The organism is Pedobacter sp. ISL-64, assembly GCF_018613605.1.
Classification (GTDB): Bacteria; Bacteroidota; Bacteroidia; order Sphingobacteriales; family Sphingobacteriaceae; genus Pedobacter.
The window spans coordinates 1-26,732 of record NZ_JAGGPU010000010.1 but is presented as its reverse complement, the minus strand read 5'-3'; the positions used below and the strand labels follow the sequence as shown (position 1 = coordinate 26,732).

The following is a 26,732-nucleotide window of genomic DNA, read 5'->3' as shown; positions in this document are numbered from 1 at the left end:
GAAGTTAATCAATCGTTTGATTAATTTTGTGTCGTTAAAAAGAAATGAAAACAGAAAAAGTAGATAAAAGACAGGCCATTCTTGAGGCAGCTGAAAAGCTGTTTTGCGAGACGGGGTATGAGGGTACTTCCACTCGCCAGATTGCTAAGGAATCTGGAGCGAACATGGCGATGATAAATTATTATTTCGGTTCTAAAGAAGGGGTTTTTGTAGAGATCATGAATGAGCGTATTGCAGGCTTTGCATCTCAATTAAAAATCATCAATGAAGATAAGATTTCGGCATTAGAAAAATTGCACAGGGTTATAGAGGGATATGTAAATAGAATACTGAATAACACGGCGTTTCATAAAATGATGCACAGAGAGCTTTCTTTAACCCAAAGGCCAGAAATGTATGATAAGATAAAAGACGCCATGAGCCACAACATGCAGCTTATCGATCGCATTATTACAGATGGGATTGAAGATGGGACCTTTAACAAGGTTGACGTTCGGATGGTAATCGCCACTATTATGGGCACCATAACCAACATTGTTATCTCTCCCCATAAGGTGATATCATGCTCCAACTTCGACTTGAATAACCCGAAAGATAAAAAAATGATTAAGGAGCGGACAATTGCTCACTTACAAGATCTAACAACAGTTTATTTAACAACAAAAAAATGATACCCAGATCAATTAGATTAATGCTTGCGGCATCATTAATTCCGGCAGCTTTATTTGCACAGAGCTCGAAAGAATTAAATATCAACCAGGCAATAGAACTTGGCATAGCCAATAGCAAAAACTTAAAACTTTCCCAAAACAAGATCGATCAGGCCGTTGCACAGCTGGAGGTTGTAAAAGACAATGTTTTGCCTACCGCAAATGCAAGTTTTATGTACAACCACGCTGAAATTCCAACAAGCACTTTTACTTTGCCTGGTGGAGGATCATCTTTAGAATTACCTAAAAGAGCTGATGCTTTTGTAGGAACTGCAGCAGTGCAAGAATTGGTGTATGGTGGTGGTAAATTAAGATATGCAAAAGAATCGACCAAATTACTGGCAGATGTTGCACGTTTAGATGCGGATAAAAGCAAAGAAGAAATTACTTATGCTGTTATTAATACCTATTATGCTTTATACAAAGTATTGCAAAGCAGAAAAGTGGTTGATCAGAATTTAGAATCAATTGCCGCACAGATTAAACAGGCACAGCGTTTCTTCGAGCAAGGTATTGTAACTAAAAACGACGTGTTGCGTTTCCAATTGCAACAGGCAAATGTTTCACTAACACAAATGGATATCGAGAGCAACCGTAAAGTGATCAACTATAACTTAGATATCCTTTTGGGTTTACCTGAAGATACCGAAGTTAAAATTGTTGATCCAACCCTGGGCTTAAAAACACCAGGTTCGTTAAACGAATACATTGGTCAGGCAATGGCTAACCGCCAGGAGCTAAAACAACTTGATGTGCAGAACAAAGTGGCTGATTTTAACATCAAAACCATTAAAGCTAATACTTTACCTACCGTTGGCGTTGGCGCAAACCTATATTACATTAACCCAAGCGGTAACTTTATTCCGCCCACAAACCAGTATTTAATGCCAATTACATTGGGCGCTACGGTTTCCTGGAATATCGGAAATCTTTGGACCAATAAGAACAAGGTAAGTGAAGCAAAGATTCAGCAAAGTGAAATTACCATTCAGAAAGATATATTATCTGATCAGGTAAAAACAGATATCAACAAAAACTTTCAAGGTTATCAGGTGGCGATGAACAAAATCCAGGTATTGGAAACTTCAATTGCCCAGGCTACAGAAAATGATAAGTTACTGGCATCTAAATATAAAAACAATGTGGCTTCTGTTACCGATCGTATTGATGCAGAAACTTTATTGTATCAGGCAAAAATAAACTTAGAGATAGCTAAGGCAGACGCAGGTTTGGCTTACTATACCCTATTAAAATCAACAGGAAAAATAACGCAATAAATACAGCAATGACAACTGAAAAGAAAAAAAAGAACTTAGTAGTACCCATCATTTTAGGTGTTTTACTAGTAATAGGTATAATCTTCGGGATTACAGAGTGGAATTATTATAGCAAACACGTAGATACGGATGATGCTCAGATTGATGGCGATATCAGTCCTGTTGTTGCCCGTGTTGGTGGTTATGTTAAGGATATTAATTTTGAAGAAAATACACATGTAACTGCAGATCAGGTTTTGGTTAAACTTGATGATAACGATTACAAAGTTAAATTAGAGCAAGCGCAATCTGGTCAGAAAGGTGCAAGTGCAGGTGTTGGTGTTGCAGAATCGCAAATTGCAGCTACCCAAGCCAATACTGGTACAGCAAAAGCAAACGTTGATGCGGCAAAATCAAATGTGCAGGCTGCAAATGTTAAAGTAAATTTAGCGCAGAAAGATTATAACCGTTATGAAAACCTGGTGAAAGATGGTTCGATAACACAACAAGCTTTCGATCAGGCAAAGGCCAATAAGGAATCTGCAGAAGCAGCAAGACAATCTGCTCAGGCAGCATATCAGGCAGCGCAAGATCAATACAATGCTGCGGTTAAACAGGTTGGTACCACACAATCGCAATTGGCGGTAAGTAGCAATGTAATCAGCCAACGTCAAAGTGACATCGATTTTGCCAAACTTCAATTATCATATACTGATATTAAAGCACCTGCAACTGGTATCGTTTCTAAAAAGAATGTTCAAAAAGGACAATTGGTTCAGGCAGGCCAATCTTTATTCTCTATCGTGAACGATGGAAGCATTTATGTAACGGCAAACTTTAAAGAAACTCAATTGGAGAAAATTAAAGAAGGTTCTAAAGTAGAAATCGAGGTTGATGCTTATCCAAACGAAAAAATTGAAGGTGAAGTGTATAATTTCTCTCCAATTACTGGTGCAAAAGGCTCTTTATTGCCTCCTGATAATGCTACTGGTAACTTCGTTAAAGTTGTGCAACGTGTTCCGGTAAAAATCAAAATCCATCCATCCAAAGAACTGTTGGCTAAGTTGCGCCCAGGAATGAGCGTTAAAGCATCAGTATCTACTAAATAATATTAAAAATGGCCGAAGTAGGTTTAAAAAAGTGGATTATTACATTTACGGTAATCACAGCTTCTTTGTTGGAGCTGATTGATACGACTATCGTAAACGTGGCAATTCCACAAATACAGGGAAACCTGGGCGCCACCCTTGAGGATGTTGCCTGGCTTTCTACCGGCTATGCGGTAGCGAACGTTATCGTGTTGCCAATGTCCGGCTGGTTGGGTAACCGATTTGGCAGGAAAAATTACTTTCTTACCTCCATCATTGTTTTTACACTGGTTTCCTTTTTGTGCGGAAACGCCACCTCATTAAATGAGCTTATTTTATTTAGAATTTTGCAGGGTTTAGCTGGTGGTGGTTTAATATCAACAGCGCAAGCAATCTTAATAGAAACCTGGCCACGTGAAGATGTGGGTATTGCAACCGCCTTATTTGGTTTGGGTGCGGTAGTTGGACCAACAGTAGGGCCAACCATTGGTGGATATATCTTAGAAATCAGTTCTTGGCCCTGGATTTTTTATGTAAATATTCCCGTCGGAATACTCGCGGCCTACTGTACGTACACCTTTGTCCGGGCCACTCCGAAAACGGGGCAGGGTCAACCTGTCGATTGGTGGGGTATCGCATTATTGGCTATTGCAGTAGGTAGTTTACAAACATTGTTAGAAAAAGGAGAGAGCGAAGATTGGTTTGCTACACCATATATCACCGCATTGGCTGTTGCTTCGGTATTTGGGTTGTTGCTCTTCATTTGGAGAGAGATGACCACCGACCACCCGATTGTGAACTTTAAAATTATGAGACACAGGAGTTTCTCTGTGGGTATGTTTACCTCATTTATTTTAGGTTTCGGTTTATATGGTTCGGTATTTGTATTTCCGGTATTCTGTCAGAATTTGTTAGGATTTTCACCTTTGCAAACCGGAGAAATCTTGTTCCCAGGTGGATTATGTACCATTGTAATGATGCCGTTTATTGGTATTATGCTTAAAAAAGGTGTTCCGGCACAAATTATGGCCACCTTCGGGATGTTGGCATTCTTCATTTTCTGTTGGATGTTGAGTAATTCGACTTTACAATCAGGAACTGGCGATTTCTTCTGGCCACTGGTAATCAGGGGTGTGGGCATGGCCTTATTGTTTGTGCCTTTAACAACACTTGCCATCCAGGATTTAAAAGGACCAGAAATCGGTCAGGGATCAGGTTTGAACAATATGATGCGCCAATTGGGAGGCTCATTCGGTATCGCAGCTTTAACTACATTAATTCACGTCCGTTCGGGTTTCCACAGAAGTGTTTTATTGGCAAATGTGAACGATTATAACCAACCATTTGTGGATCGTTTTAACGGATTGATTAAAGGTTTTATGGCAAAAGGACAAACTTTGTTCGATGCCAAAATTATGGCGGCAAAAGCGATGGAAGGAATTGTAACCAGACAAACCATGTTACTTACTTATGACGATGCCTATTGGGTTGCAGGATTGATCATGTTGTTCTCGATTCCGCTACTTTATCTTCAAAAGTTTAAGAAAAATGCAAACATTCCTGCCGATGTGCACTAAAATTTGCAAAGAAATGCCATAAAAAATGGCAAAAAACAAAAACAGCCGATGTATTTTATTACATCGGCTGTTTTAACCCAAAAAATTAACAATCAATGCAATGCCCTTAAACATTGCAAATGTTCTTACTTAACCACATTGTGGCCAAATAAGATTCTAAAATTAAAATTTATTCTACAATTTTCCAAATTGTAAGCCTTAGAATTTTAATACCTTACGCATTTTTTGTAGTATTACGGTATACAAAACTATTGCATAAGCTATGCCTAAACTTCGTTTAACTACGCAACGAGAATCTATTTTTAATAATGAGGTAATCTCAAAATTCGAACTATTTAACAGTTTATTTCTCACCTTGCCTTTTTACAAAATTAAAGATACCGGAACATTGCTTCCGCTGTTTTTTAAGAGCTGTGAAGAAGGCATTGCAAACGGAGAAAAACCTGCACAGATTATCGAAGAATTTTTTGCCAAGTATACCAGTTATACCGAGCGCAAAGATATTATTGACCTGCTTTTCCGTTTTATCCAGTATATCGAACGTCAGGTGGTACTTTTTGATGCCGTAGAAGATGCTTCTTTTACCAAATTAAATACAACAGACGAACAGAGTACATTAGCGTTTATTTTAAAAAAGAATGCTGATAACAAACCGATGTTATCCAAAATTGAGAAGTTGATTGATGAACTTTCGCTTCGTTTGGTTTTAACCGCACACCCAACACAGTTTTATCCCGGAAGTGTGTTGGCCATTATTACTGATTTAACCAAGGCCATTCGTGACAACGACCTTACTTCGATGAACTCCTTATTGCAGCAATTGGGTAAAACGCCTTTTTTTAATAAAAAATCGCCAACACCGGTTGATGAGGCCTTAAACCTGGCCTGGTTTTTAGAGAATACATTTTATTTTGCTGCGGCGAATATTCAGGAAGAGATAGACCAGAACCTTGATGAATACAACCTGGAGACCAAGAAAATTTTAGAGCTGGGTTTCTGGCCTGGGGGAGATAGAGACGGAAATCCGAACATTCATGCTGATACCACTTTGGAAGTTTCCAAAATGTTGCGCCAGATCCTTTTCCGTTGTTATTACCGCGATTTCAGGGTAATTAAACGCCGCATCACCTTTAGAGGTGTTGAAGAAAATATCGCAAAACTGCACGATGTACTGTATCTGAATGCTTTCGATCAAACTTGCGAGCTTCAGGATATTTCTAGTGAACTTAAAGAAAACCTAAATAAAATTAAAGATACGCTGCTGGAGGAGCACGACGGTTTGTTTGTAGATCTGGTTAACGATCTGATCCGCAAAATAGATTTATATGGTAACTACTTCGCTTCGTTAGATATCCGCCAAGATAGTCGTGTGCTGAGGAATGTGCACGCATATTGCCGCGCCAATAAGCCTATTTCTTCGCTGTATCCTGCCGATTACGATAAACTATCCGAAGCAGAGAAATTAGCTTTAATTTCTTTTAAAGAAGCAACAGTCGTTTACGCTAGCGAGCCTGATGCCTTGACAAAAGATACAATCGAAGTAATTAAAGTAATTAAAGGCATTCAAAGACGTAACGGTGAAAAAGCCTGCCACCGTTTTATTATCAGCAATTGCCAGCAAGCAAGCGATATTTTGCAATTAATTGAACTTTTCCTTTGGAATGGCTGGAGTAAAGAATCGTTGACTATTGATTTTGTGCCGCTTTTTGAAACCGTTAACGATTTAAAGGGAGCAGCTGCAATTATGGATACGCTTTATAGTAATCCATTCTATAAGGCACATTTAGCCAGCCGTGGAAATAAACAGGATATTATGCTTGGTTATTCTGACAGCACCAAAGATGGTGGTTACTTAATGGCCAACTGGTCTATTTTTAACGGAAAAACATCATTATCTGCGGTTTCTGCCAAACACAATATTCAGCTGGCGTTTTTTGATGGCCGTGGTGGGCCGCCTGCACGTGGCGGAGGTAAAACACACCGTTTTTATGCTTCTATGGGTAAGGAAATTGCGAACAAGAACATGCAGCTAACCGTTCAGGGGCAAACCATCAGTTCTCAATATGGTTCGGTAGAAAGTGCTGAATTTAATATCGAGCAATTAATCAACGCCGGATTAACCTCTGGATTAAAAGAGAAACACAATATTCTGTTAGATCCTGAAAATAAGACCTTGCTTGATGAAATGGCTGAAGAAAGTTATAAAGCTTTTGTCGACTTGCGCGAGCACCCATTATTTGTGAGTTATTTAGAGAAATTATCTCCTTTAAAACTATTGTCGCAAGCTAACATTAGTAGCCGCCCGGTTAAAAGAAACGGTGGAGGCGAAATGAAACTCGAAGATTTAAGGGCCATTAGTTTTGTAACGGCCTGGAGTATGCTGAAACAGAATGTTCCGGGTTTCTATGGAATGGGAACAGCTTTAAAAAATCAGGAAAAAGCTGGAAATTGGGATAAAGTGCTTAAAGTTTACCAGGATTCTGATTATTTAAAAACTATTGTAGATAACTGTATGATGAGTATGAGCAAATCAGACTTTACCATTACAGCGCATTTGGCTGCAGATAAAGAGTTTGGTGCTTTTTGGACCCAACTACATAACGAATTCGAATTAGCTAAGGAGATGCTTTTAAAACTATCCGGACAGCCAACATTAATGGCTAATTATCCTGTAGATAAAAAATCGATCGCCACCCGCGAAAAAATCATTTTGCCATTGGTATTGATTCAGCATTTCGCTTTAGAAAAACTGCAACATGATCAGAACGAGAAAGATCAGCATGCTTTAGAAAAGCTGGCGGTAAGAACAGTATTTGGTATTGTAAATGCCGGTAGGAATTTGGCTTAAAGTTTCATTTTTAACCTCGCAGGTTTGCCAAACCTGTGAGGTTAAAAAAATAATCCAAGGTCTGTGTCCTCACAGACCTTTTTTTTGCGAGAATGAATTCGGTCGTCACCCTGAATTTATTTCAGGGTATTTCACGCTAAAAAGATGCTGAAATAAATTCAGCATGACGCAGGAAGGTCTGTCGATTTTCACTGCATTCAGGATTACAAAACCCTGCCATCTAAACCTGACTGGACGAATGCCGATTTAAGCATCTGTTTTTATTTACTTATGGTATGCTTGCTTGTTTCACAGGTTTTCTATCGGCAGCAGGGAAAACGGAACCTTGTTTTCCAAAAAACATGACAAAATAATCTTTAAGGAAATGTTTTGCTAAAAGTAGGAAAGATTGCTTCGTCGGCTGAAAAGCCTTCTCGCAATGACAGATATAATTAAACAAAAATCCCCCGCTGATTTTCATCAACAAGGGATTTTATATTTCGAAAAAGCTAGATTAAAGCTTTAAGACGATTATCGATCAATCGAACCCATTACTTTTTGGCCGAAAGCATTTAATGCATCCTTTTCGGTAGCACCTTCGCTTACCATTTGATGTACTTCTAAGGCACCACAGATATTGGTAATCATTTCGCCTGCTACATCAACCTCGTGCTCACTAACCCCTCTAAACTCGCAAAAAGCCTCTAAAACCTCCAAAGTGGTCTCCAGTTGTGCTGGAGTGGTGTTTTGAAATAATTGTCTTATAACCGGAATCTTCATTACTTTATCTTGTTAAATAGTTCTATTAAACCTTCTGCTTTGTTGGTTTGTACCTGATCTACCAAGCTACCGCCTTCAAAAGCTGCGAAAGTTGGTAAATTATCAACGTTTGCAAATTTGCGTGAGTTTGGAAGTTTTTCGGCATCAACAATCAAGAAAGCTACATCTTCATTTTCTGAAGCCAATTTTTTAAACTTAGGCTTCATGATTCTGCAGTTTCCGCACCATGATGCAGCATACTGAACCATAACCTTTGAGTTATCGGCCAAATATTGTTGAAGATTATCTTCTGTTAATTCTAAAAACATAACGTTTTGTTTAATTAGTTAGCGGCTAAATATTCAGCAACACCAGTTCTGTTCGCATTCATTGCTTCTTTTCCTTCTTCCCAGTTTGCAGGACAAACTTCGCCATGTTTTTGAACGTGAGCGTAAGCATCGATTAAACGTAAATATTCTTTAACGTTTCTGCCTAATGGCATATCGTTAACACTTTCGTGGAAAACTTTACCAGTTTCGTCGATTAAATAAGTAGCTCTGAAAGAAACATTTGATCCTGAGAAAGATTCGTTTCCTTCTTCGTCATAGTTAACTTCCTGATCTAAAATATCAAGGATGCCAGATAATTGTCTGTGTGTATCAGCTAAGATTGGATAAGTAACACCTTCAATACCGCCGTTATCTTTTGGTGTATTTAACCATGCGAAGTGAACTTCGTTGGTATCACAAGATGCACCGATTACAATTGTATTTCTTTTTTCAAACTCAGGTAAAGCAGCTTGGAAAGCATGTAATTCTGTAGGGCAAACGAAAGTAAAATCTTTTGGATACCAGAACAATAACACTTTGCTATTTTTATTTACTGCCTCTTCAAATACGTTGATTTTCAAGTCATCACCCATGTCTGACATTGCATCAATACTAACACTTGGGAATTTTTTGCCTACTATTGCCATAATTTTTTTGTCTTTAATTTTATGCCACAAAGGTAGGGCTAAAACAGATGTCAATCAACCCTGTTTTACTAATTGTTAATTGTATTTATTGATAACGATATAGATGAAAACTATATTTATTTAAAAAGATATAATAGATTTCTATTCTGATATTGAGGGATGCTTTTCAGGATCGTCATTTCGACCGTAGTGGAGAAATCTTTGAATTAAATATCGTTCAAAGATTTCTCCGTTCCGCTGTGCTCCAGTCGAAATGACGACTTAATAAAAAAGGGGCTACTTCTTCAACGTATTTTCATACAGCTTAAATATCCTTTTATACTCGTCAGTCCAGCTGCTAGGCTCGATAAAACCGTGGTCTTCAACGGGGTAAACAGCCAGTTCCCAATTGTTTTTGCCCAACTCTATAAAACGTTGACTAATACGAACAATATCCTGAAAGTGAACATTCACATCAACCATTCCATGCGCCATTAAAAGGTTGCCCTTTAATTTATCGGCGAAATAGATCGGCGAGCTTCTTTTGTAAGCAATAGGATCGTTAAACGGTTCATTTAAAATGTTCGAAGTATAGCCATGATTATAGTGCGCCCAATCGGTAACTGAACGTAATGCTGCACCACTGGCAAAAACATCCGCTTCATTGAACATTGCCATCAAAGTAATAAAGCCGCCGTACGAGCCGCCATATAAACCAACGTGCTGAGGATTAACGCCGTATTTCTCCACCAAAAACTTAACGCCATCAACCTGATCGGTTAAATCTTTTCCACCCATGTGACGGTAAATACCTGTACGGTGATCGCGGCCATAACCGGAGCTTCCGGTATAATCGATATCGATTACCGTGTAACCATTATCGGCCAGTAAATTATTGAACATAAACTCGCGGAAGTAGGTGCTCCAGCCGAAATGCACATTTTGAAGATAGCCTGCTCCATGAACAAAAACTACCGCAGGGTGATTAGGGTGTGGATTATCAGATTTATACACCCTCGCATAAACATCTGCACCATAACGGTTTTTGAAGCTTACCATATCCGGTTGACGCCACTTGTAAGAATTAAATTCGGCAGAGGTAGATTGGGTAATTTTTTCGGCTTTGGCACCAACCTTATTTGGCTGAAGATATAACTCTCCAGGTTTGTCTATAAAGGAATAATTAATGGCTATGTATTTTTCGTCAGGAGAGAGGGTGATATCATTTAAGCCTTTCAGGGTTGTAATCTGAACAAGCTCACCACCGTTTACACTGATTTTAAAGAAGTTTGTAATCCCTGGGTGCTCCCTATTTGTTTTAAGATAAAATGTACTTCTATCCTTTGAGAGCTGAACAGATTGCACTTCCCATTTGCCAGAAGTAAGTTGTTTTTTATCACCTGTGGCAGCATTAACTACATAAAGGTGTGAGAATCCGCTAGCTTCGCTTTGGTAGTAAAAGCGGTTATTGTCTATCCATCCGGTGCTACCTTGGTAAAAGCCACTAATGCCCGGGCCACCAATCCAGGCTTCATCGCGCTGACGATCTATTAGAGAAAACTTCCCTGTTGATGCATCCAGTTTTAAGATCCAGCGGTCTTTATTGTCGGTTGAAGTGGCAACTACGATTGCGGTACTTCCGTTATCGTTCCAAAGCGGGCCGAAGAAATTTACAGGTCTGTCTGCGTTTTTCTTTTTTAGCGTATCCAATTCTTTTGGATAATCTTTAAGGTAATCGGGAAGATCTTTAATGCCCGGTATGGTAGCAGTCTGAATGGCATAAACAGAATCTTTTTGGGTATCGTAGATAAAGCCCTGCGAAATATTTTCATTTTCCCCAACCTTTGTTCTGCCAGGAATATCTTCGGTATAGCCTGATGATGTGATATAATTCGGAACAACAGTGCTATGGTTATTCTGGGCTGGCGTGGTTAGCTTATAAGTAATAAAATGCCCATCGGGACTAATGGTTACACCATTTAAAAACTTATCTTCTGTATAAAGCTCTTTTAATGGTTTTGAATCAGCAGATGTTGCGCCAGAACGGCCTCTTCCACCGCGGGCGCCACTTCTGGTTTCTGCATTTCTTTTTTTAATGATATCGAACAATTCGGTTTGCTGTGTCTTTAGCCATTTATCCTGCTCGGTAAGCGGCTTGGTTTCCGGTCGGCCTGCTTTTTTACCTTTAACGAAATTAGTGAGTTGTTTGGTTTCGGCAGATTTTAAATCCACTTCGAAAAGATTATCGCCCAATTGATAAACGATATTTCCATTGGTTAAAAAAACAGGGCTGTTTTCTCGCTCTTGCGTGCTGGTTAGCCGCGTTTCTTTATTGCTTTTGAAATTCTGTAAATAGATATCGCCACTTTTTTCGATTAAACCGAGCGAGCGGTCAGTGTTATAGGTATAGTTTAAACTTAAAAGCTTTTCATCTTCCTTTTCTGCCGCTTTAACGGGTTTGGTAGCTGCTGCCGAAACTTTAAATAACTCTTCTTTAGCTTTATTTTCAGGATTCCAGTTGAAGTACAGGGTTTTGCTATCCGCAGTCCACCGGAAGTTAGTCGGTGCAACGCCCATCCACTTTGGATCGCGCATTATCTTTTCGACGGTTAAAGGCGCTAATTGTTGCGCAAAAGCATATTCGCCTGTGCAAAGCAAAAGGAAAAGTAAATATTTCTTCATGAATTTTAGGTTTGGCTGCAATTTAGGGAATGGACTTGCTAATTTTAACAGGAAATGGAAATGTTACAAGTGCCGTTTTTAATTAACCACAAATAAAAAGGATGAACCCGGATGAAATTTTGGAATTACATATCAGATATGTGTTTATCTGTGCCCATCTGCGGTTAAATCCTAGCGGATTACCCCTCCGGTTTTATCTACATTCACATCATCGAAAGGCTTTAAGTACTCGTTGATGATTACTGCAAATTCTCGCCTGGTTAACACTTTTTTAAGGTCGTATTTAGAAGCGAATTTATAATTTTTGTTCCATTTTTTTTGCAGTTCGGTTTTGATTGCCTCAACCGATTTATTGCCCACATAACAAACCATCGCAATGGTATTTTCTAAATTGATGGGAATATTCTGATGATCATCAAACCAGATCTGAGCCTTGTAATAATAATCTTTGATTGGCTGCTTAATTTCATCGTAAGTAATCTCTTTTTCTGGATTGAAATAGGCTTTATCTTGTTTTATTTCTGCTTTGATAATTCCCGTTATACCCACTTTTTGGATGGCCAGCCAGTTAGAATCAATCGCTTTTACATCCTCAAAAGGCATTAACGTATGTTTATAGGCTAATAACTCACCCTGGATCCTTTTTAAATTTGACAAACTGGTTTTGGTATCGAAAAATGCAGCATAGGCTGCGATTGCACCTGCAGCAGGGCCAATTTCGAACTGATCGGCAGAAATATATAAAAGGTTTTCTTGGTTTGGGATGAGCAGGCTGTATAATGATAAAAAATTTGCCCCTTTGGACAAAACACTGGCTACTGTTGTTCTATATAAATTCTCACTATAATTTAATTGATTTGAAGTTGCAGGATTTAAGCCCGTAATTTTTAATGCAGTCATTAACTTTTCTGGATTGTCGGCTATAACCAGAACTTTTGCTTTAATGCTTTTGTCTTTGGTGAGCTTCACTTCCCAGCCATTGCCTGACCGTTTAATTTCGGTGTAAGGAATACCATGGATTACATTTAAAAGCTGAGTGCTATCAACTGTTACTTTTAGTGGTTTCTTTTTGTCTGGCTTTGGTTTAGGTGCATCTAAGTTTTTAGCGTTTTCAATCTCCCTTTTTAAAAAGCTTTGATAAAAAAGAGTTACTTCTTTGGGCTTGCTATCAGAAATTTTCTTAAGATCAAGCTGTTCCTTTTGCGTAAGCAGAATTGTTTTAACACCTGATTTGAATGATTGAAAAGATGCTGAATAAGCGGCATCGCCACTACCAATAACCAATACATCTGTTTTTAGGGTTTGGGCATGTATAACCATCGGAATTACAAATGCGAAAACAAAAAACAATCTTTTCATCTTGAATATTAAAATTTGCTGCAATATGCTTTAAATGAATGAATTTTTAATGAAATGGGTGCATTTTAACTAAAATTAACGCACAACGCTAGCTAGCTCGATTAATCCCTTAATTTTCATATAACCTTACGAACCACATATTTTCTTAAATTGCTTATACAATAAAAATTGTGAGCCTTTGTTAATTATGGAAGAACAGATAAAATCAGTTTTCGCTTTACAGCAGCAACATAAATTCGGGTTGCGCAAAACGGATGCTAAAACACGCATTGGAAAACTAAGGCAGCTTAAACAGGCACTAGAAAATGCCGAGGAAGAAATATTTGCCGCATTGAAGAATGACTTGCGCAAAAGCCGTTTCGAAACCGCAGTAACTGAACTGTTTTTTACTTATGCCGAAATAAATCATGCCATAAAAAAGCTGCGTAGCTGGATGAAACCAAAATCGGCAGGCAGGACCATGAGCAATCTTTTTGCCAGCAATAAAATTTATTATGAACCAAAAGGTGTTTGCCTGATTATTGCACCCTGGAATTATCCATTGCAATTAATCATGAGTCCGTTGATTTCTGCCATAGCAGCTGGCAATTGTGTAGTCCTGAAGCCGTCTGAACTGAGCGGAGCAATGGCGGATGTGATCAGTAAATTGATTTCAGATAATTTTGATCCAAAAGAAATCGCCTGTTTTGAAGGTGACGTTGATGTTTCCACCGAATTGTTGAAGCTCCCATTCGACCATATCTTTTTTACAGGAAGTACAGCAATCGGTAAAGTGGTGATGGAAGCTGCAGCAAAAAATCTTGCTTCAGTTACCTTAGAGCTTGGTGGTAAATCGCCAGCTATTGTAGATGAAACTTGTGACCTACAAAAAGCTGCAGAAAAAATTGCCTGGGGTAAATTGGTAAACGCAGGACAAACCTGTATTGCCCCGGATTATGTATTAATTAAAGAAAATAAGTTGGCCGATTTTGAAATGCACTATAAGGCAGCGGTTCAAAAAATGTTCTTTAGCGAAGCGGAAATTAACAAAAATGATTATGCTAAAATCATCAATCCAAAGCAGTTTCACCGCTTAAATAAATTGATTGAAGAAGCCCTTCATGATGGTGCTGTACTGGCCTTTGGTGGAAAATCGGATGAGCAAGATTTAACCATTACACCAACACTTTTAATTTCGGTAGCTGAGGGCAGCGCGATCATGCAGGAAGAAATTTTTGGACCAATTTTACCTGTAATTACTTACAAAAATCTACAGGAGGCAATTGATTTTGTGAACAGGAAAGAAAAGCCTTTGGCGCTTTATATTTTCTCAGACAATAAACAGAACCAAAATAAAATTATTACTGAAACAAGTGCAGGCGGAACCTGTGTAAATGATGTATTGGTCCATATCGGTAATCCTAATTTGCCTTTTGGTGGGGTAAACAATAGCGGCATAGGCAGTTGTCATGGTATTTTTGGTTTTAAAACCTTTTCGCACGAAAGGTCAGTGGTTTTCCAGTCGAATTGGGGGTTAACCAAAATGATTTATCCGCCTTACGAAAAAAAAATGAGCTTGTTAAAATGGCTAAAGAAATTGATGTAGATTTAGTATCCCGCAGATCTAAGGAGATATACGCAGATTTTGTGTTTACAGTATGCGACCACCTCTGAGGACTCTGCGCCTTCCTCTCTGTGATCTTTGCGGTTAAAAACTCAATAATTCTCCTTATTTTGGGTTCATGGATTTAGAACAGCTTAAATATCCGATCGGTCAATTTTTAATGCCAGAAATTTTCGATCAAAAACAAATCGACGTGTGGATTTCCGAAATAGAGGCTTTGCCTAATCAGCTTAGGAAAGCTACCGAAAATTTGACCGAAAAAGAATTAAACCAAACTTATCGCCCGGAAGGATGGACGTTGAGGCAAGTTGTTCACCATATTCCAGATAGCCACATCAATGCTTATATCCGTTTTAAACAAGCCATTACCGAAGATATTCCCGTAATCAGGCCATATTACGAAGAACGCTGGGCAGAAACAGGGGAAGCAAAAAATGGTGATATCAAATTATCTATAGATTTATTGGCTGCTTTGCACCAACGTTGGGTTGCTTTTTTAAAAACATTGAAACCAGAATATTATCAGCGAAAATACATTCACCCAGCTCAGGGAAAAGAACTTACATTAGCAAACATGTTGGGTATGTACGCCTGGCATGGAAAACATCATTTAGCACACATTACAAATACAATAGCAAAATGAAAAGAACTCGTTTAATTTTTATGGCCTTAATCCTTATTGGGTTTTGCACTAATGTTAACGCACAAAAAAATCCTTCAAAAACCTTTGCTTTCATTTTAGGTTCATGGGAAATGCAAACGCCAAAAGGAAAAATTATAGAGCAGTGGGTGCAAAACCCGGATAAAACACTCAGCGGCAAAAGCTATCGAATAAATGCCAAAGGTGATAGTTTGCTTACCGAAACCCTTCAGATCAAAAGGGTTGGAAAAGATATTTTTTACTGTTCAACTGTAACAGGACAGAACGAAGGAAAAGAGACTTGTTTCAAACTTATTGCCACAAAAGATGAGACCTATGTTTTCGAAGATAAAACACACGATTTTCCGCAGCGGATAGTTTACCAAAATCAGGGAAAAAATGATTTACTCGCCTGGATTGAAGGCGAGCTTAATGGTAAAAGCCGAAAATCGGAGTTTAGGTATAAACGGCAATAGTTTACATTAAAATCAGCATTGCTGCGCTCATGGCAATCATAATGGCATCTTCAACAATGGTTACGGTACTCATGGGTAAGTTAAAAACCGCACCTAAACAGGCACACTGAATCTTTTTCTTGTTTAAAACACTTTCCAAAACGCCAAGGATGCTTACCGTCATTACAATTAGCGTAACCCAGTTTACAACTACGGGTGATAGGTTTAATGCAAAAGATAAGCCTAATCCAAGTTCGATAAAAGCATAGATATATCCCCATACGCTAAATTTTTTGGCTATGATATCGTACATGGCATAACTTTCGGCAAAAGCTTTCAGATTAAGCATTTTAAAGAAAGAGAAGGTGAGGAAGAAACCCGCCATAAAAACGCGCATGAACACCATGAAATTAATTCCGCTTGATTGCCACGAAACCACAAGTGATATGGCAGTAACATAACCGAATATCAATAAAATGGGTTTATAAGTTTCGGCCCACGATTTTGCTTCTTCAAGTGTTTCGCTATGGTGGGCGGCAGAAATTTGATATTTGCTTTCTGATCCGCCCAAAGCTTGTTGGAGTGTATCTAAGCCAATATGTTTATCCATGCTAATGGTAGCAGAATTGGTAACTTTCGAAACCTCAACAGAAGTTACATCTGGTAAAACGAGCAGGTTACTTTTTACTTTATTTTCGCAACCGCCACAAGTCATGCCGGTAAGTTGATAGGTGTGTGTCATGATTAAAATCTTTATACAAATTTACCGCTTCATAGGGCCATAAGCGTTACAGAATAATCATAAAGTTTTATAGAATTTTAGGGTATTGACATCCTGCGAATAATCGTCGTTTCGAGCGCAACCGAGAAGTCTATAGTATACTTCCTAATGTACTTAATTTCTCAATGGTAAAGAGAGTTACTTTGTTTTTCATCATTAAGGAGTTAAGAAAATTAAGGTTTCAGATAAAAAACTAGTTTTAACGATCTGTTCCTCCCTAAGCCCCTGCTTATCCCACCAAAACCGAAGTCATGGTTAACGAACCGCCAACAGCTTTGTCATTAAAGAAAGAAACTTCTTGAAAGAAACTTCTTCCTTGTCGTTTTTCATTCCGAGGGTATAAATTAATGGTAAATAATGCTCTGGGGTAGGGATGGCCAACATCGCATCGGTACCTAGGTTACGATAGTTGATCAAAGGTTTATGGTCGCCGTTGGCAATTAAATTTTTAAACTTATTATTCATTTCAATTGCCCAATCATAACCGCCACCATTAATCATTTCCCAGCTTAACATGCGGAGGTTGTGTACCATATTGCCACTACCGATAACCAGTACGCCTTTTTTGCGGAGCGCATAAATTTCCTTAGCAATTTCATAATGTTGTGCAGGTGATTTGGTGTAATCGATACTCAATTGCAAAACTGGAATATCTGCATTTGGGTACATGTGTTTAACTACTGTCCAGGTGCCATGATCCAAACCCCAATCGTGGTCTAAACCAACAGGGGTAGAGTGAATTAAATTCGGAATTTCTGCAGCCAGTTCGGGATCGCCCGGGGCAGGATATTGAACATCAAAAAGTGCTTGCGGAAAACCTCCAAAATCGTGAATGGTGCTTGGAAAATCCATCGCGGTGACAAAGGTGCCATGAGTGTACCAATGGGCCGATACCACCAGCACGGCTTTTGGAACAGGAATATTTTTTGCCAGTTCTGCCCAACTCTGGCTAAACTCATTATTTTCGATACCGTTCATTGGCGAACCATGACCAATAAAAAGTGTTGGCATCAACTCGGTTTGAGGCAAGCGCTGAGTAAAACTTCTGAATTGAGATAGTGTAGACATGATTTTCTATGGGATGATCGTCATTTCGAGTGAAGTGGAGATCTTTAAAGCTTATAAGCCATCGTAGGTTAAAAGATTTCTCGATTCCGCTGTGCTTCACTCGAAATGACGATTTATATATTATTTCCCCTGAACAAATTCCAGGTTTAATTTAATAGCAACATCTTTTGCAACGCCAGCGCCTGTTGGATCGTATTTGATATTATAATCTAAACGGTTAATGGTAGTTGTAGCACCAAAGCCAGCTTTGGTATTACCTTGTTGATCTTTAGCGGTGCCGCCATAAACAACAGCAAATTTTACATCTTTGGTTACATCACGGATAGTCAATTTACCACTTAATTCGTAGTTGTTGCCATTTAATTTTTTGAAAGAAGTGCTTTCGAATTTCATGGTTGGGTAAGTTGCCACATTAAAAAAATCGTCAGTTTTTAAGTGACCATCTCTCATATCGACACCAGTAGTAATGCTATTTACATCAACAGTAAAACTGATTTTAGCATCCGTTAAATCTGGTTTAGAAGCCGTTACTGTTCCGTCGAATTTTTTAAAAGAACCATCAACGAAAGAAATGCCCATGTGTTTAACCGAAAAGTTAACAAACGAATGCATAGGATCAATTTTCCAGCTTGTTTGTGCAAATGATGCCACACTAATTGAGGTAGCGATCAGAAATAAGAATAATTTTTTCATACCTAATAGAATTTAGTTAAGTACAAAGTTATCACACAATCAGCCGATTAGTCTTGATTTATGGTAAGAAATTTGGTTAATAGTTGATGGTCTATAGCCATCAACTATTAAATTTTACATTATTATATTTCGTCAAGCGTTTTCCTGCTATCTGTTGATGTGGCCTTATAAACTGAAGGGGTAATTCTGGTTACTTTTTTAAATTGTGCTGATAGGTGTGCAACGCTGCTGTAATTTAGCTGATAGGCAATCTCGCTAAGGGTAAGTTCGCCATAAGTAAGCATCTCTTTTGCTTTTTCTATTTTTTGAGCAATGAAATACTTCTCGATAGTTTGATTTTCCACTTCCGAAAAAATAGCACTTAAGCTCGTATATTCCAGTTTTAACTGCTCGCCGAGATAGGCAGAAAGATTGATTTTTAATGGCTCTTGGGTATAGTGTACCAGATTAATAATGGCGGTTTTAATCTGCTCTGCAATCTGGGTTTTCCTATCCTCAAGTAATTCGAACCCAAAATGAGTCAAATTATCCGATATCTTGATTTTATCCTCCGGAGAAATGTTTTCAGCCAAGGTAACTTCGCCCAGTTCAACCAATAATGGTTTAAAGCCGAGTTTTTCCAGCTCAGCTTTAACCACCATTTTACAACGGTTGCATACCATGTTTTTGATATGCAGTTTCATTATTTTGATTTTATAGTTTCAGCAACATCCCCGCAATCAAACATCATACTTCCATAGTATGGATTTTCGATGTTTTCCTTTTCGTTTAACCAGCTTGCCTTAGCCATTGGGCAATGTTGAACATAAACGGTTTTGTTATTAAATTTTAGGCTCTTTAAGGTTTTAATCATGGCATAAGAAATTCCTTCAAAAGCTTTTCTTTGTGTTTTGATGTCATTCGAACCCGCAAGTTGTGCGGCTTTATTTTTAATGATGGCCGCTTGTTCCATAAATGTTTTATGCTGATCGGCAGGTAGATCTTTATGGTTCACTGCATTTACTTTTGCCGATAAAATCTTTACTTTTTCGATGGCTAAGTCTTTTTTATCTGTTGCTAAAGCATTTTTTACATCGTAATAAGCTGTTAATGCCTGATTTAAGGCTACATCTGTTTTGCTTTGTGCATAGGTGAAAGCTGTTGTTGCGATTGTTATGACGGCAACTATTCCCAATATTTTTTTCATTTTGCTGTATTTTATTTTAAAACGTTAAAGAAATTAAATTCTGCTCGGAGCAGATACATGTTTTTGGTGTACCGGTTATCCATATTTCCTGTGGCCTGAAAACGATAGCCTAAATCGATACGGGTTGTGCTGTTCAAAACCATCTGTATGGCCGGAGCGATATCCAGGTAAGACTGGCCACTGCTCGGGTCTGTTTTGCCCAATAATTCTAAATATACATTGAAATTTGGCTGATTGTAATCTTTATAAACAACCGGTAATACCAAATATCCTGACGATAAACTGTATGATAACATATTTTTAGGCTGAGGCATTCCCGCAATTTGCCTATCGCTGTTTTCGAAAGCATGTGCATAACCCAAAGTGGTTGATAGTGCCAGTTTGTGCAAAAGCTGCGTGAAAATTAATCCACCCTGTATGCCGCTATTATCACCTTCGAGATTAATATCTCTGGTGTAGGTTGGTCTTTTGCTGGTGCTTACCCTCCCAAAAGCTGCTGCCCTAAAGTGGCTATGTGTTTCATCTAATGATAAAAACCGATACTTGGCATAAAGACTTCCACCCTCTAAACGGTACTTTCCATCCATATCAGATAAAAAACCTTGTGCATGCATCATCAGGTTTTTGTTGAATCCGATCATTACTTCCGGAATGGTCCTGCTTACAAAACCAGGATTGTTGAACATGCCTTCATTCGTAATTCTTACACCGATCGATTTGGTTGGCATATTACTGGCAGGCTCGGTAAATACATATAGTTCTTGTGCAAAACCATTTGTATAGACGCCAATAATCATCAGCGCCAATACGAGTACCCTTTTCATCTTAAGAAAGAACTAAGTGATAAATACGCGTTTTTTTTCCGTTAACTACGCCAGTACCACTCGCATAAGCATCAGAATTAGCAGTTGTGGCTTGCTTCTTAAATGCTGAACCGGAAATGAAGTTTTTATCAACCACACTGGCTTTTACAGTCCCGTTAAGTGTTTTGCTTTTCGCATTTACAAAACGATATACATTGCCATCAACAACTGCCTGACCTTTATCGTCTATTTTTACCTGGTTAAAATTGAAACTTGCGGTTAAACCACCAACCGAAAAACCAGCATCCTGAACCTTTTTGCGAACTAAATCAAGATTGATATTTGCATCTTTTTTAAAAGTTAGAACAAAGGTGTTTTTGTTTAAATCTGGTTTTACGCTGCTGATAAAGGTTAGCGTTTCTAACGATTTTTGTGTTGCGTTAGAACACATAGAACAGGTTAAACCGGTTACCTGTAAATCAGCTGTAGATATTTGTTGTGCCGAAACATTAACGGCGAAGAATAGCATAATGATGCTGAATATTTTTATTGCTTTCATGATTTTTTTGAATTAGAATAATTTTTAGCTATTGTCTCCCTTTGATTCATTTCAGGGGCACATAGCAAAATGGATCCTGAAACAAGTTCAGGATGACGAAGAGATTAGAAAATCCTAAATCCTAAAAATACAATTGAAAATGTGCAAGGCAATCCGCGAGGAGAGTGGTGGAGCTTTATTCGAAATTTTACTGAAAAACTTCGGCGTAATGTTAGTCAGAAATTCTAAAAGCGGAGGATGAAGAAAAAGTTGGATTGAAAACAACTTTGGCATTTGTACCTGTGCCGCTGTTTGGTGACTATCTTTAACTTTAACGGTTACCTGGGTATTTTTGCAGCAACCATCATCTTTCTTTTCGGCAGGAATGTCTTTGCAGAATTTGCATGAAACCTCATTGCTAAAAAGTTTAACATTTTCTAGTTTGCCACCACAGAAATGGAGACTTAAAGCCAAACCCATAACACTAACTGCATAGAATACAGCCAAAGAAAGTGCTATTTTTTGTTTTAACTTCATTAATACAAATGTAATGGAAAAAATATCGAATAATGCCGATAATTATTTATTGAATTTCATTTTTTAGCTTACTTTAGCCTTAAACACCAATTAAATGAAGAAAATATTATTATTCCTCTGCACCTTTTCGATACTTTCAGCCTTTGCTGCAAAGCCCGAAAATCAATATGTACGCATTAAAACCGAATTTGGAGAATGTATAGTTAGGCTATATAATCAAACCCCTTTACACCGCGATAACTTTTTGAAATTAACCAAATCGGGATATTACAACGGTGTTTTATTTCACAGGGTGATTAAAGATTTTATGATTCAGGGTGGTGATCCAGATTCTAAAAATGCCAAGCCAGACTCCTTGTTGGGTGAAGGCGGGCCTAAATATACCATTCCAGCAGAGTTTAATGATAGTTTGTTCCATAAGAAAGGCGTTTTGGCTGCGGCAAGGGAAGGTGATGATGTTAATCCGGCCAAAGCATCTAGTGGTAGTCAGTTTTACCTGGTTCAGGGTAAAGTTTTTACCGATCAGCAATTGAATAGCGTAGAAGAAAAACGCCTGAAATTCAAAATTCCTGAATGGCAGCGTGAGGTATATAAAACGATAGGTGGTACGCCTCATTTGGATAGAAACTATACCGTTTATGGCGAAATAGTGCTTGGTTTGGATATGGTAGATAAAATAGCTGTTCTGGCAACTGATAAAAACAATCGTCCAAAGCAAGATGTAAAAATGGAAGTCACGGTTTTGAAAAGAAGAGCGGCGAAAAAGTTAGAGAAACGACTATTGATGGGTTGATCAAAGATAATCGTCATTTAGATGATAATTTCCCTGGTTGGCGTCATCTCGAGCGGAGTGCAACGTAGTCGAGAGATCTATTGAGGCAGATCTCTCCATTCCACTGCGTTTCAGTCGAGATGACGGTTGCTAATAAATATCATTAATTGGATTACTAAGCATTTATTCAATTAATTTCTAAATTTACCGTCCACAACAATTGAAATTTACTGAATGAAGATTATCTCCTATAACGTTAATGGGATTAGGGCAGCAAGTACCAAAAACTTTTTTGGCTGGCTTCAGGCTACAGATGCTGATATGGTCTGCCTGCAAGAAGTAAAGGCGCTGCCTGTACAGATTCCAGAAATTATTGGCCTAATTGAGCAACTTGGCTACCATCATTATTGGTTCCCCGCTGAAAAAAAGGGATATAGTGGTGTGGCAATTCTGACCAGAATTAAACCGAATCATATCGAATTTGGCTGCGGTGAAGAATGGATCGATAAAGAGGGTAGAATTTTAAGGGCAGATTTTGATGATTTTTCTTTAATGAGTCTCTATATGCCATCTGGCTCAAGCGGAGATGAACGTCAGGTTAAAAAGTACGAATTTATGCGGTTTTTTGATGTGTATATTGGAGAATTGCGCAAAGAGATCCCAAATTTAATTGTAAGTGGCGATTATAATATCTGTCATACCTCCATCGATATTCACAACCCAAAATCAAACGCCAATTCATCGGGCTTTTTACCGGAAGAACGGGAGTGGATGCAGTTATTTTTGGATAATGGTTTCATCGATACTTTCCGTCATTTTAATAAGGACCCGCACCATTATACCTGGTGGAGCTACCGCGCCGGTTCGAGAGGAAAGAATCTGGGTTGGCGGATCGATTACCATTTGGCCACAAAGCCTATGGAAAGCCGATTGAAAAATGTTAGAATCTTACCCGACGCGATACATTCAGATCATTGTCCGGTTCTTTTAGAGATCGATTAGGTATTTGGTTAACTGGTTAATTGTTTAAATCGGTTAACTGTAACCAAAACTCAATTAACCAATTTGCACAGTTTAAACAATTAACCTTAATCTAACCGAATGCTAATCACAAATATAAAAGGCCTGATGGGCTTACATTCCAAAGATAAATTAGTGCTGCGTGGCGGTGAATTAGATTCGTTACCAGTTCTTGAAAATGCCTGGCTTTTAATTGAAAGCGGTTTGATCAAAGATTTTGGTAAGATGGATTCAATCCCATCTCATATCTCAAATCTCTCGTCTCAAATCTCAGCAGAGGGCAGATATATTTTCCCCTCCTGGTGCGATAGCCATACACACATTGTTTTTGCTGCTTCGCGCGAGGAAGAATTTGCAATGAAAATCCAAGGCAAAAGCTACGAAGAAATTGCCGCGGCGGGTGGCGGGATTCTAAATTCGGCTAATAAACTCCAAAAAGCTTCGGAAGATGAATTGTTTGAAAGTGCATCTGTGCGGTTAAAGCAAATGATCCGTCTGGGAACCGGTGCCGTTGAAATTAAAAGCGGATATGGATTAACCACGGAGAGTGAAATCAAAATGCTCAGGGTGATCCGCAGGCTAAAAGATCAGTTCCCGATTCCTATAAAAGCAACTTTCTTAGCCGCACATGCTTATCCGGCTGAATTTAAAAACAACCATCAGGGTTACATCGATTTAATTATTAATGAAATGTTACCTCAAATAGCAGAAGAAAAACTGGCGGATTATATTGATGTTTTTTGCGAAAAAGGGTTTTTCTCTGTCGGAGAAGCCGATCAGGTATTAAAGGCGGGTGCAAAATATGGACTAAAACCAAAAGTACACGCCAATCAACTTTCCGTTTCGGGGGCAGTAGAGGTCTCTGTGCAAAATAGAGCCATTTCAGTTGATCACCTCGAAGAAAGTGATGAAGAAACGATCCGAACGCTAAGAAATGCTGATACCATTGTAACATTACTCCCTTCTTGTTCGTTTTACCTAGGTATTCCTTTTGCTGATGCCAAAAGCTTTATAAGAGCCGATTTGCCGGTTGCTTTGGCTACCGATTACAATCCGGGTTCAACACCTTCAGGAAATATGAATTTTGTGGTGTCACTTGCGTGTATTAAAATGAAGATGTTTCCTGAGCAGGCGATAAATGCTGCAACATTAAATGGTGCGGCAGCGATGGAGATGAGTGAAGATTATGGAAGCATTACCGTTGGTAAAAAAGCGAACCTGTTTATAACCAAACCGATGCCTTCAATTGCCTATTTGCCATATAGTTTTGGTGAAACGCAAATAGAGACAGTTATTTTAAACGGTGAAATTTATAATGGATAACCTTTTTATAATGGATAACCTTAAAATATATTCGCAGGGCGACATCGACCGTTTAATCATCGCTCGTGATGGCGAAACCAAACTGGGCGAAAAAGTTGCTGTCTTATCCTCATGGGATGAACTGAAAGGGGCAAGTGCGAAATTTGTATTGTTGGGTATTCCAGAAGACATAGGCGTGCGTGCAAACTTAGGTATTGCGGGCGCGGCCTCTATGTGGCGGCCAAGTTTGGTGGCTTTTTTAAATACCCAGAGCAACCGCTTTTTAAATGGCGAGGAGGTTTTGATTTTAGGCCATTTCGAAATCGATGAGCCCGAAGATCCTTCCATAATGGGTTTAAGAAACAAAGTTGCACAGATTGATGAGCTGGTTTATCCTGTAATTGAAAAAATAGTAGCTGCAGGCAAAATACCTATTGTAATTGGCGGTGGTCATAATAATGCCTACCCAATAATTAAGGGTACTTCTTTCGTACATAAAAGCCCGATAGCGGTCTTAAATGTGGATGCGCATGCTGATTTAAGAGAACTGGAAGGTAGGCACAGCGGGAACGGATTTTCTTATGCGTTAAAAGAAAACTACCTGAATAGTTATTTCATGTATGGCTTGCATCAAAATTATAATAATGAAGCTATTTTAAATCAAATAGATACGAACCCAAAGCTTAAGGCTGTGTTTTTTGACGATATTTTAACTGGGGCTGACTTTACTGACCTGGTGAATGAAATAGGTTCAGTTGCGGGTTTGGAAATCGATTTGGACTGCGTTCAAAATGTACTTTCCAGTGCTGAAACACCATCTGGTTTTGCTGTTAACGATATTAGAAAACTCATTCTAACCAGTGTGAAGAAGTTTTCTTATCTACATATTTGTGAAGGCGCAGCCCGAATGTTGGATGGGAGGGTGAGTAAGTTAACGGCTAAACTGGTTGCTTATCTGGTGAGTGATTTTGTTAAAGCACAGAGTTCTTAGGCCTTTTATCCTTAGCCACGGAGGAACAGAACGAACGGATTATTCCTGTGGTGAGTTGTCCGCCAAAGCCGTCATTTCGAGCGGAGTGTAACGCAGCCGAGAAATCTGTCTCGAGCTACTTTTGATTTAGATCTCTCCGTTCCAGTCGAGATGACGAAAAATCGGGGAAGGGTGAAGACTTTTTTATAAAGCACCCAGACCAAAAAATTAAAGGCCACTGAACTACTGAGCCCTTACAGGTGCTCAGCTTCGTACTTCTCACCAGCTTTCAGCATCAATTCAATCTGTTTCAGGTCTTCAGCGGTTAATTCTTCCTTTTCCTGTAACTCGAATACCGCAATCATATTGTCTTCGTATTGTTTTTCGGTTTTGATAACGATTTCCTGTGGCATGCTGGTAAGCTTAAAATTTTATAATTTCTGTTGGCGTAATGCAAAAATCCAACCTGATGTCGTGTTCATTTACATCATCGATTTTTTCAATAGCAGGGCACAAAGATAAGCCTATTTTTTGAGCATTTATATCCTGTAAAAAACGATCGTAAAAGCCCTTGCCATAGCCCACCCGGTAACCTTGTTTATCGAAAGCTAAAAGCGGAATAACAACAAGATCTACTTCGCCCTCATGTAGGTTTCCTTTTTGCGGTTCCAGGATGTTATAAAGGTTTTTCCTTAAATCGCCTACACCTAAATATTCGTGATTGGTCATTAAAGCGGTTTCAAAATCGGCTTTAGGTACAATGATTTTAATTTCTGGGTGATTTTTATTAAGCCACTCGATCAGTAAGAAAGTATTGGGCTCCTTTTTTTCTGTAATGGGCAAAAAGATGTGGAGGGTTTTAATTTGGCTAAAATCGAGCGATTTAAACTCATTTAAGAGGGCTTCGCATAGGCTTTCGTATTCTGTGTCGCTCAGCAATAATCTTTCTTTTAGCGCTTGCTTTCTGATTTCGGCTTTTAACATAATAACAAAGATAATGATTTTCAAACCTCGCAGGTTTCGAAAACCCGCGAGGTTTTGTGACCTAAAACCTAAAGGCTTTGGTTAAATAAACCCGATAGCAGCGTAAAATCCGAAGGTGAGGCACGAGCCAAGGTTTTGAAGCGAATAGGTACTGTCTTTAAAAGCAA

Annotated in this window: 28 protein-coding genes; 12 read left to right on the top strand and 16 right to left on the bottom strand. The window is 38.6% G+C overall.

The genetic code is table 11. From position 1 onward, the window contains the following. Nucleotides 1-44: 44 nt before the first annotated feature. From J7E57_RS14310 to J7E57_RS14290, 5 genes are all read left to right on the top strand, one after another. Nucleotides 45-671: a TetR/AcrR family transcriptional regulator gene (locus J7E57_RS14310; protein ID WP_215165056.1), complete on the top strand. Its 627-nt coding sequence runs from the start codon at nucleotides 45-47 to the stop codon at nucleotides 669-671. Continuing rightward, nucleotides 668-1,987, top strand: a complete 1,320-nt coding sequence (locus tag J7E57_RS14305) for a TolC family protein (RefSeq protein WP_215165054.1) — start codon at nucleotides 668-670, stop codon at nucleotides 1,985-1,987. The genes J7E57_RS14310 and J7E57_RS14305 overlap by 4 nt, the downstream gene beginning before the upstream one ends. An 8-nt stretch (nucleotides 1,988-1,995) precedes the next feature. After that, nucleotides 1,996-3,075: an HlyD family secretion protein gene (locus J7E57_RS14300; protein WP_215165052.1), complete on the top strand. Its 1,080-nt coding sequence runs from the start codon at nucleotides 1,996-1,998 to the stop codon at nucleotides 3,073-3,075. Nucleotides 3,076-3,083: 8 nt separating this feature from the next. Continuing rightward, nucleotides 3,084-4,631: a DHA2 family efflux MFS transporter permease subunit gene (locus tag J7E57_RS14295; protein WP_215165050.1), complete on the top strand. Its 1,548-nt coding sequence runs from the start codon at nucleotides 3,084-3,086 to the stop codon at nucleotides 4,629-4,631. Nucleotides 4,632-4,893: 262 nt separating this feature from the next. Then, nucleotides 4,894-7,479 (top strand): phosphoenolpyruvate carboxylase, encoded by a 2,586-nt coding sequence (locus tag J7E57_RS14290; protein WP_215165048.1) that lies wholly within the window; start codon nucleotides 4,894-4,896, stop codon nucleotides 7,477-7,479. 268 nt (nucleotides 7,480-7,747) lie between these two features. On the opposite strand, the gene J7E57_RS14285 is transcribed toward J7E57_RS14290, so the two are convergent. From J7E57_RS14285 to J7E57_RS14260, 6 genes are all read right to left on the bottom strand, one after another. Next, entirely contained in the window at nucleotides 7,748-7,939 is a 192-nt protein-coding gene (locus J7E57_RS14285) for a hypothetical protein (RefSeq protein WP_215165046.1), read from the bottom strand. A 50-nt stretch (nucleotides 7,940-7,989) separates the two neighbouring features. Continuing rightward, nucleotides 7,990-8,238 (bottom strand): DUF6952 family protein, encoded by a 249-nt coding sequence (locus J7E57_RS14280; RefSeq protein ID WP_215165044.1) that lies wholly within the window; start codon nucleotides 8,236-8,238, stop codon nucleotides 7,990-7,992. Continuing rightward, nucleotides 8,238-8,546 (bottom strand): thioredoxin family protein, encoded by a 309-nt coding sequence (locus J7E57_RS14275; RefSeq protein WP_025141703.1) that lies wholly within the window; start codon nucleotides 8,544-8,546, stop codon nucleotides 8,238-8,240. The genes J7E57_RS14280 and J7E57_RS14275 overlap by 1 nt, the downstream gene beginning before the upstream one ends. 14 nt (nucleotides 8,547-8,560) lie before the next feature. After that, a complete protein-coding gene (locus tag J7E57_RS14270; RefSeq protein ID WP_025141704.1) occupies nucleotides 8,561-9,193 on the bottom strand; it encodes a peroxiredoxin in 633 nt (210 codons plus the stop codon). A 276-nt stretch (nucleotides 9,194-9,469) separates the two neighbouring features. Further along, nucleotides 9,470-11,854 carry a S9 family peptidase gene (locus tag J7E57_RS14265; RefSeq protein ID WP_251029924.1) on the bottom strand — a complete coding sequence of 795 codons (2,385 nt, stop codon included), beginning with the start codon at nucleotides 11,852-11,854 and terminating at the stop codon, nucleotides 9,470-9,472. A gap of 171 nt (nucleotides 11,855-12,025) precedes the next feature. Further along, nucleotides 12,026-13,213, bottom strand: coding sequence for a hypothetical protein (locus J7E57_RS14260; RefSeq protein WP_215165042.1), 1,188 nt, complete (start codon nucleotides 13,211-13,213; stop codon nucleotides 12,026-12,028). 187 nt (nucleotides 13,214-13,400) lie between these two features. On the opposite strand from J7E57_RS14260, the gene J7E57_RS14255 reads away from it, so the two are divergent. The 3 genes from J7E57_RS14255 to J7E57_RS14245 all read left to right on the top strand — a co-directional run bounded on the left by J7E57_RS14255 (nucleotide 13,401) and on the right by J7E57_RS14245 (nucleotide 15,932). Continuing rightward, nucleotides 13,401-14,798, top strand: a complete 1,398-nt coding sequence (locus tag J7E57_RS14255) for an aldehyde dehydrogenase family protein (RefSeq protein WP_215165040.1) — start codon at nucleotides 13,401-13,403, stop codon at nucleotides 14,796-14,798. Nucleotides 14,799-14,934: 136 nt separating this feature from the next. Further along, nucleotides 14,935-15,459 (top strand): YfiT family bacillithiol transferase, encoded by a 525-nt coding sequence (locus tag J7E57_RS14250; protein ID WP_215165038.1) that lies wholly within the window; start codon nucleotides 14,935-14,937, stop codon nucleotides 15,457-15,459. Beyond that, entirely contained in the window at nucleotides 15,456-15,932 is a 477-nt protein-coding gene (locus J7E57_RS14245) for a DUF6265 family protein (RefSeq protein WP_215165036.1), read from the top strand. The genes J7E57_RS14250 and J7E57_RS14245 overlap by 4 nt, the downstream gene beginning before the upstream one ends. A 1-nt stretch (nucleotide 15,933) precedes the next feature. On the opposite strand, the gene J7E57_RS14240 is transcribed toward J7E57_RS14245, so the two are convergent. The 8 genes from J7E57_RS14240 to J7E57_RS14205 form a co-directional block, all read right to left on the bottom strand. Further along, complete coding sequence (locus J7E57_RS14240) at nucleotides 15,934-16,653, bottom strand: heavy-metal-associated domain-containing protein (RefSeq protein WP_215165034.1); 720 nt, start codon at nucleotides 16,651-16,653, stop codon at nucleotides 15,934-15,936. Between the two features lie 294 nt (nucleotides 16,654-16,947). After that, nucleotides 16,948-17,760: a 4,5-DOPA dioxygenase extradiol gene (ygiD, locus tag J7E57_RS14235; RefSeq protein WP_251029923.1), complete on the bottom strand. Its 813-nt coding sequence runs from the start codon at nucleotides 17,758-17,760 to the stop codon at nucleotides 16,948-16,950. A 120-nt stretch (nucleotides 17,761-17,880) separates the two neighbouring features. Continuing rightward, nucleotides 17,881-18,453: a YceI family protein gene (locus J7E57_RS14230; protein ID WP_215165032.1), complete on the bottom strand. Its 573-nt coding sequence runs from the start codon at nucleotides 18,451-18,453 to the stop codon at nucleotides 17,881-17,883. Nucleotides 18,454-18,575: 122 nt separating this feature from the next. Continuing rightward, nucleotides 18,576-19,136, bottom strand: a complete 561-nt coding sequence (locus J7E57_RS14225) for a helix-turn-helix domain-containing protein (protein WP_215165030.1) — start codon at nucleotides 19,134-19,136, stop codon at nucleotides 18,576-18,578. Continuing rightward, complete coding sequence (locus J7E57_RS14220) at nucleotides 19,136-19,639, bottom strand: DUF3347 domain-containing protein (RefSeq protein ID WP_215165023.1); 504 nt, start codon at nucleotides 19,637-19,639, stop codon at nucleotides 19,136-19,138. Before J7E57_RS14220 ends, J7E57_RS14225 begins: the two co-directional genes overlap by 1 nt. An 11-nt stretch (nucleotides 19,640-19,650) precedes the next feature. Further along, nucleotides 19,651-20,463 carry a transporter gene (locus J7E57_RS14215; RefSeq protein ID WP_215165021.1) on the bottom strand — a complete coding sequence of 271 codons (813 nt, stop codon included), beginning with the start codon at nucleotides 20,461-20,463 and terminating at the stop codon, nucleotides 19,651-19,653. A 1-nt stretch (nucleotide 20,464) separates the two neighbouring features. After that, the gene (locus tag J7E57_RS14210) at nucleotides 20,465-21,001 is read right to left on the bottom strand and encodes a heavy-metal-associated domain-containing protein (RefSeq protein ID WP_215165012.1); all 537 of its coding nucleotides are present in this window, start codon (nucleotides 20,999-21,001) and stop codon (nucleotides 20,465-20,467) included. Nucleotides 21,002-21,115: 114 nt separating this feature from the next. Further along, nucleotides 21,116-21,517, bottom strand: coding sequence for an HYC_CC_PP family protein (locus tag J7E57_RS14205; protein ID WP_215165004.1), 402 nt, complete (start codon nucleotides 21,515-21,517; stop codon nucleotides 21,116-21,118). A gap of 94 nt (nucleotides 21,518-21,611) precedes the next feature. Here J7E57_RS14205 and J7E57_RS14200 point away from each other — a divergent pair, with 94 nt between their 5' ends. The 4 genes from J7E57_RS14200 (at nucleotide 21,612) to J7E57_RS14185 (ending at nucleotide 25,602) form a co-directional block, all read left to right on the top strand. Further along, entirely contained in the window at nucleotides 21,612-22,310 is a 699-nt protein-coding gene (locus J7E57_RS14200; RefSeq protein WP_215165002.1) for a peptidylprolyl isomerase, read from the top strand. Nucleotides 22,311-22,523: 213 nt separating this feature from the next. After that, nucleotides 22,524-23,291, top strand: coding sequence for an exodeoxyribonuclease III (locus J7E57_RS14195; RefSeq protein WP_215165001.1), 768 nt, complete (start codon nucleotides 22,524-22,526; stop codon nucleotides 23,289-23,291). Nucleotides 23,292-23,390: 99 nt separating this feature from the next. After that, nucleotides 23,391-24,632: an imidazolonepropionase gene (gene hutI, locus J7E57_RS14190; RefSeq protein ID WP_215164999.1), complete on the top strand. Its 1,242-nt coding sequence runs from the start codon at nucleotides 23,391-23,393 to the stop codon at nucleotides 24,630-24,632. Between the two features lie 10 nt (nucleotides 24,633-24,642). After that, the gene (locus tag J7E57_RS14185) at nucleotides 24,643-25,602 is read left to right on the top strand and encodes a formimidoylglutamase (RefSeq protein WP_215164998.1); all 960 of its coding nucleotides are present in this window, start codon (nucleotides 24,643-24,645) and stop codon (nucleotides 25,600-25,602) included. A gap of 233 nt (nucleotides 25,603-25,835) precedes the next feature. Here the strand turns inward: J7E57_RS14185 and J7E57_RS14180 are convergent, their stop codons facing one another. Both J7E57_RS14180 and J7E57_RS14175 read right to left on the bottom strand, forming a co-directional pair. Continuing rightward, nucleotides 25,836-25,994: a hypothetical protein gene (locus J7E57_RS14180; protein WP_157255332.1), complete on the bottom strand. Its 159-nt coding sequence runs from the start codon at nucleotides 25,992-25,994 to the stop codon at nucleotides 25,836-25,838. 10 nt (nucleotides 25,995-26,004) lie between these two features. Beyond that, complete coding sequence (locus J7E57_RS14175) at nucleotides 26,005-26,565, bottom strand: 5-formyltetrahydrofolate cyclo-ligase (RefSeq protein ID WP_215164997.1); 561 nt, start codon at nucleotides 26,563-26,565, stop codon at nucleotides 26,005-26,007. Between the last annotated feature and the right edge of the window lie 167 nt (nucleotides 26,566-26,732).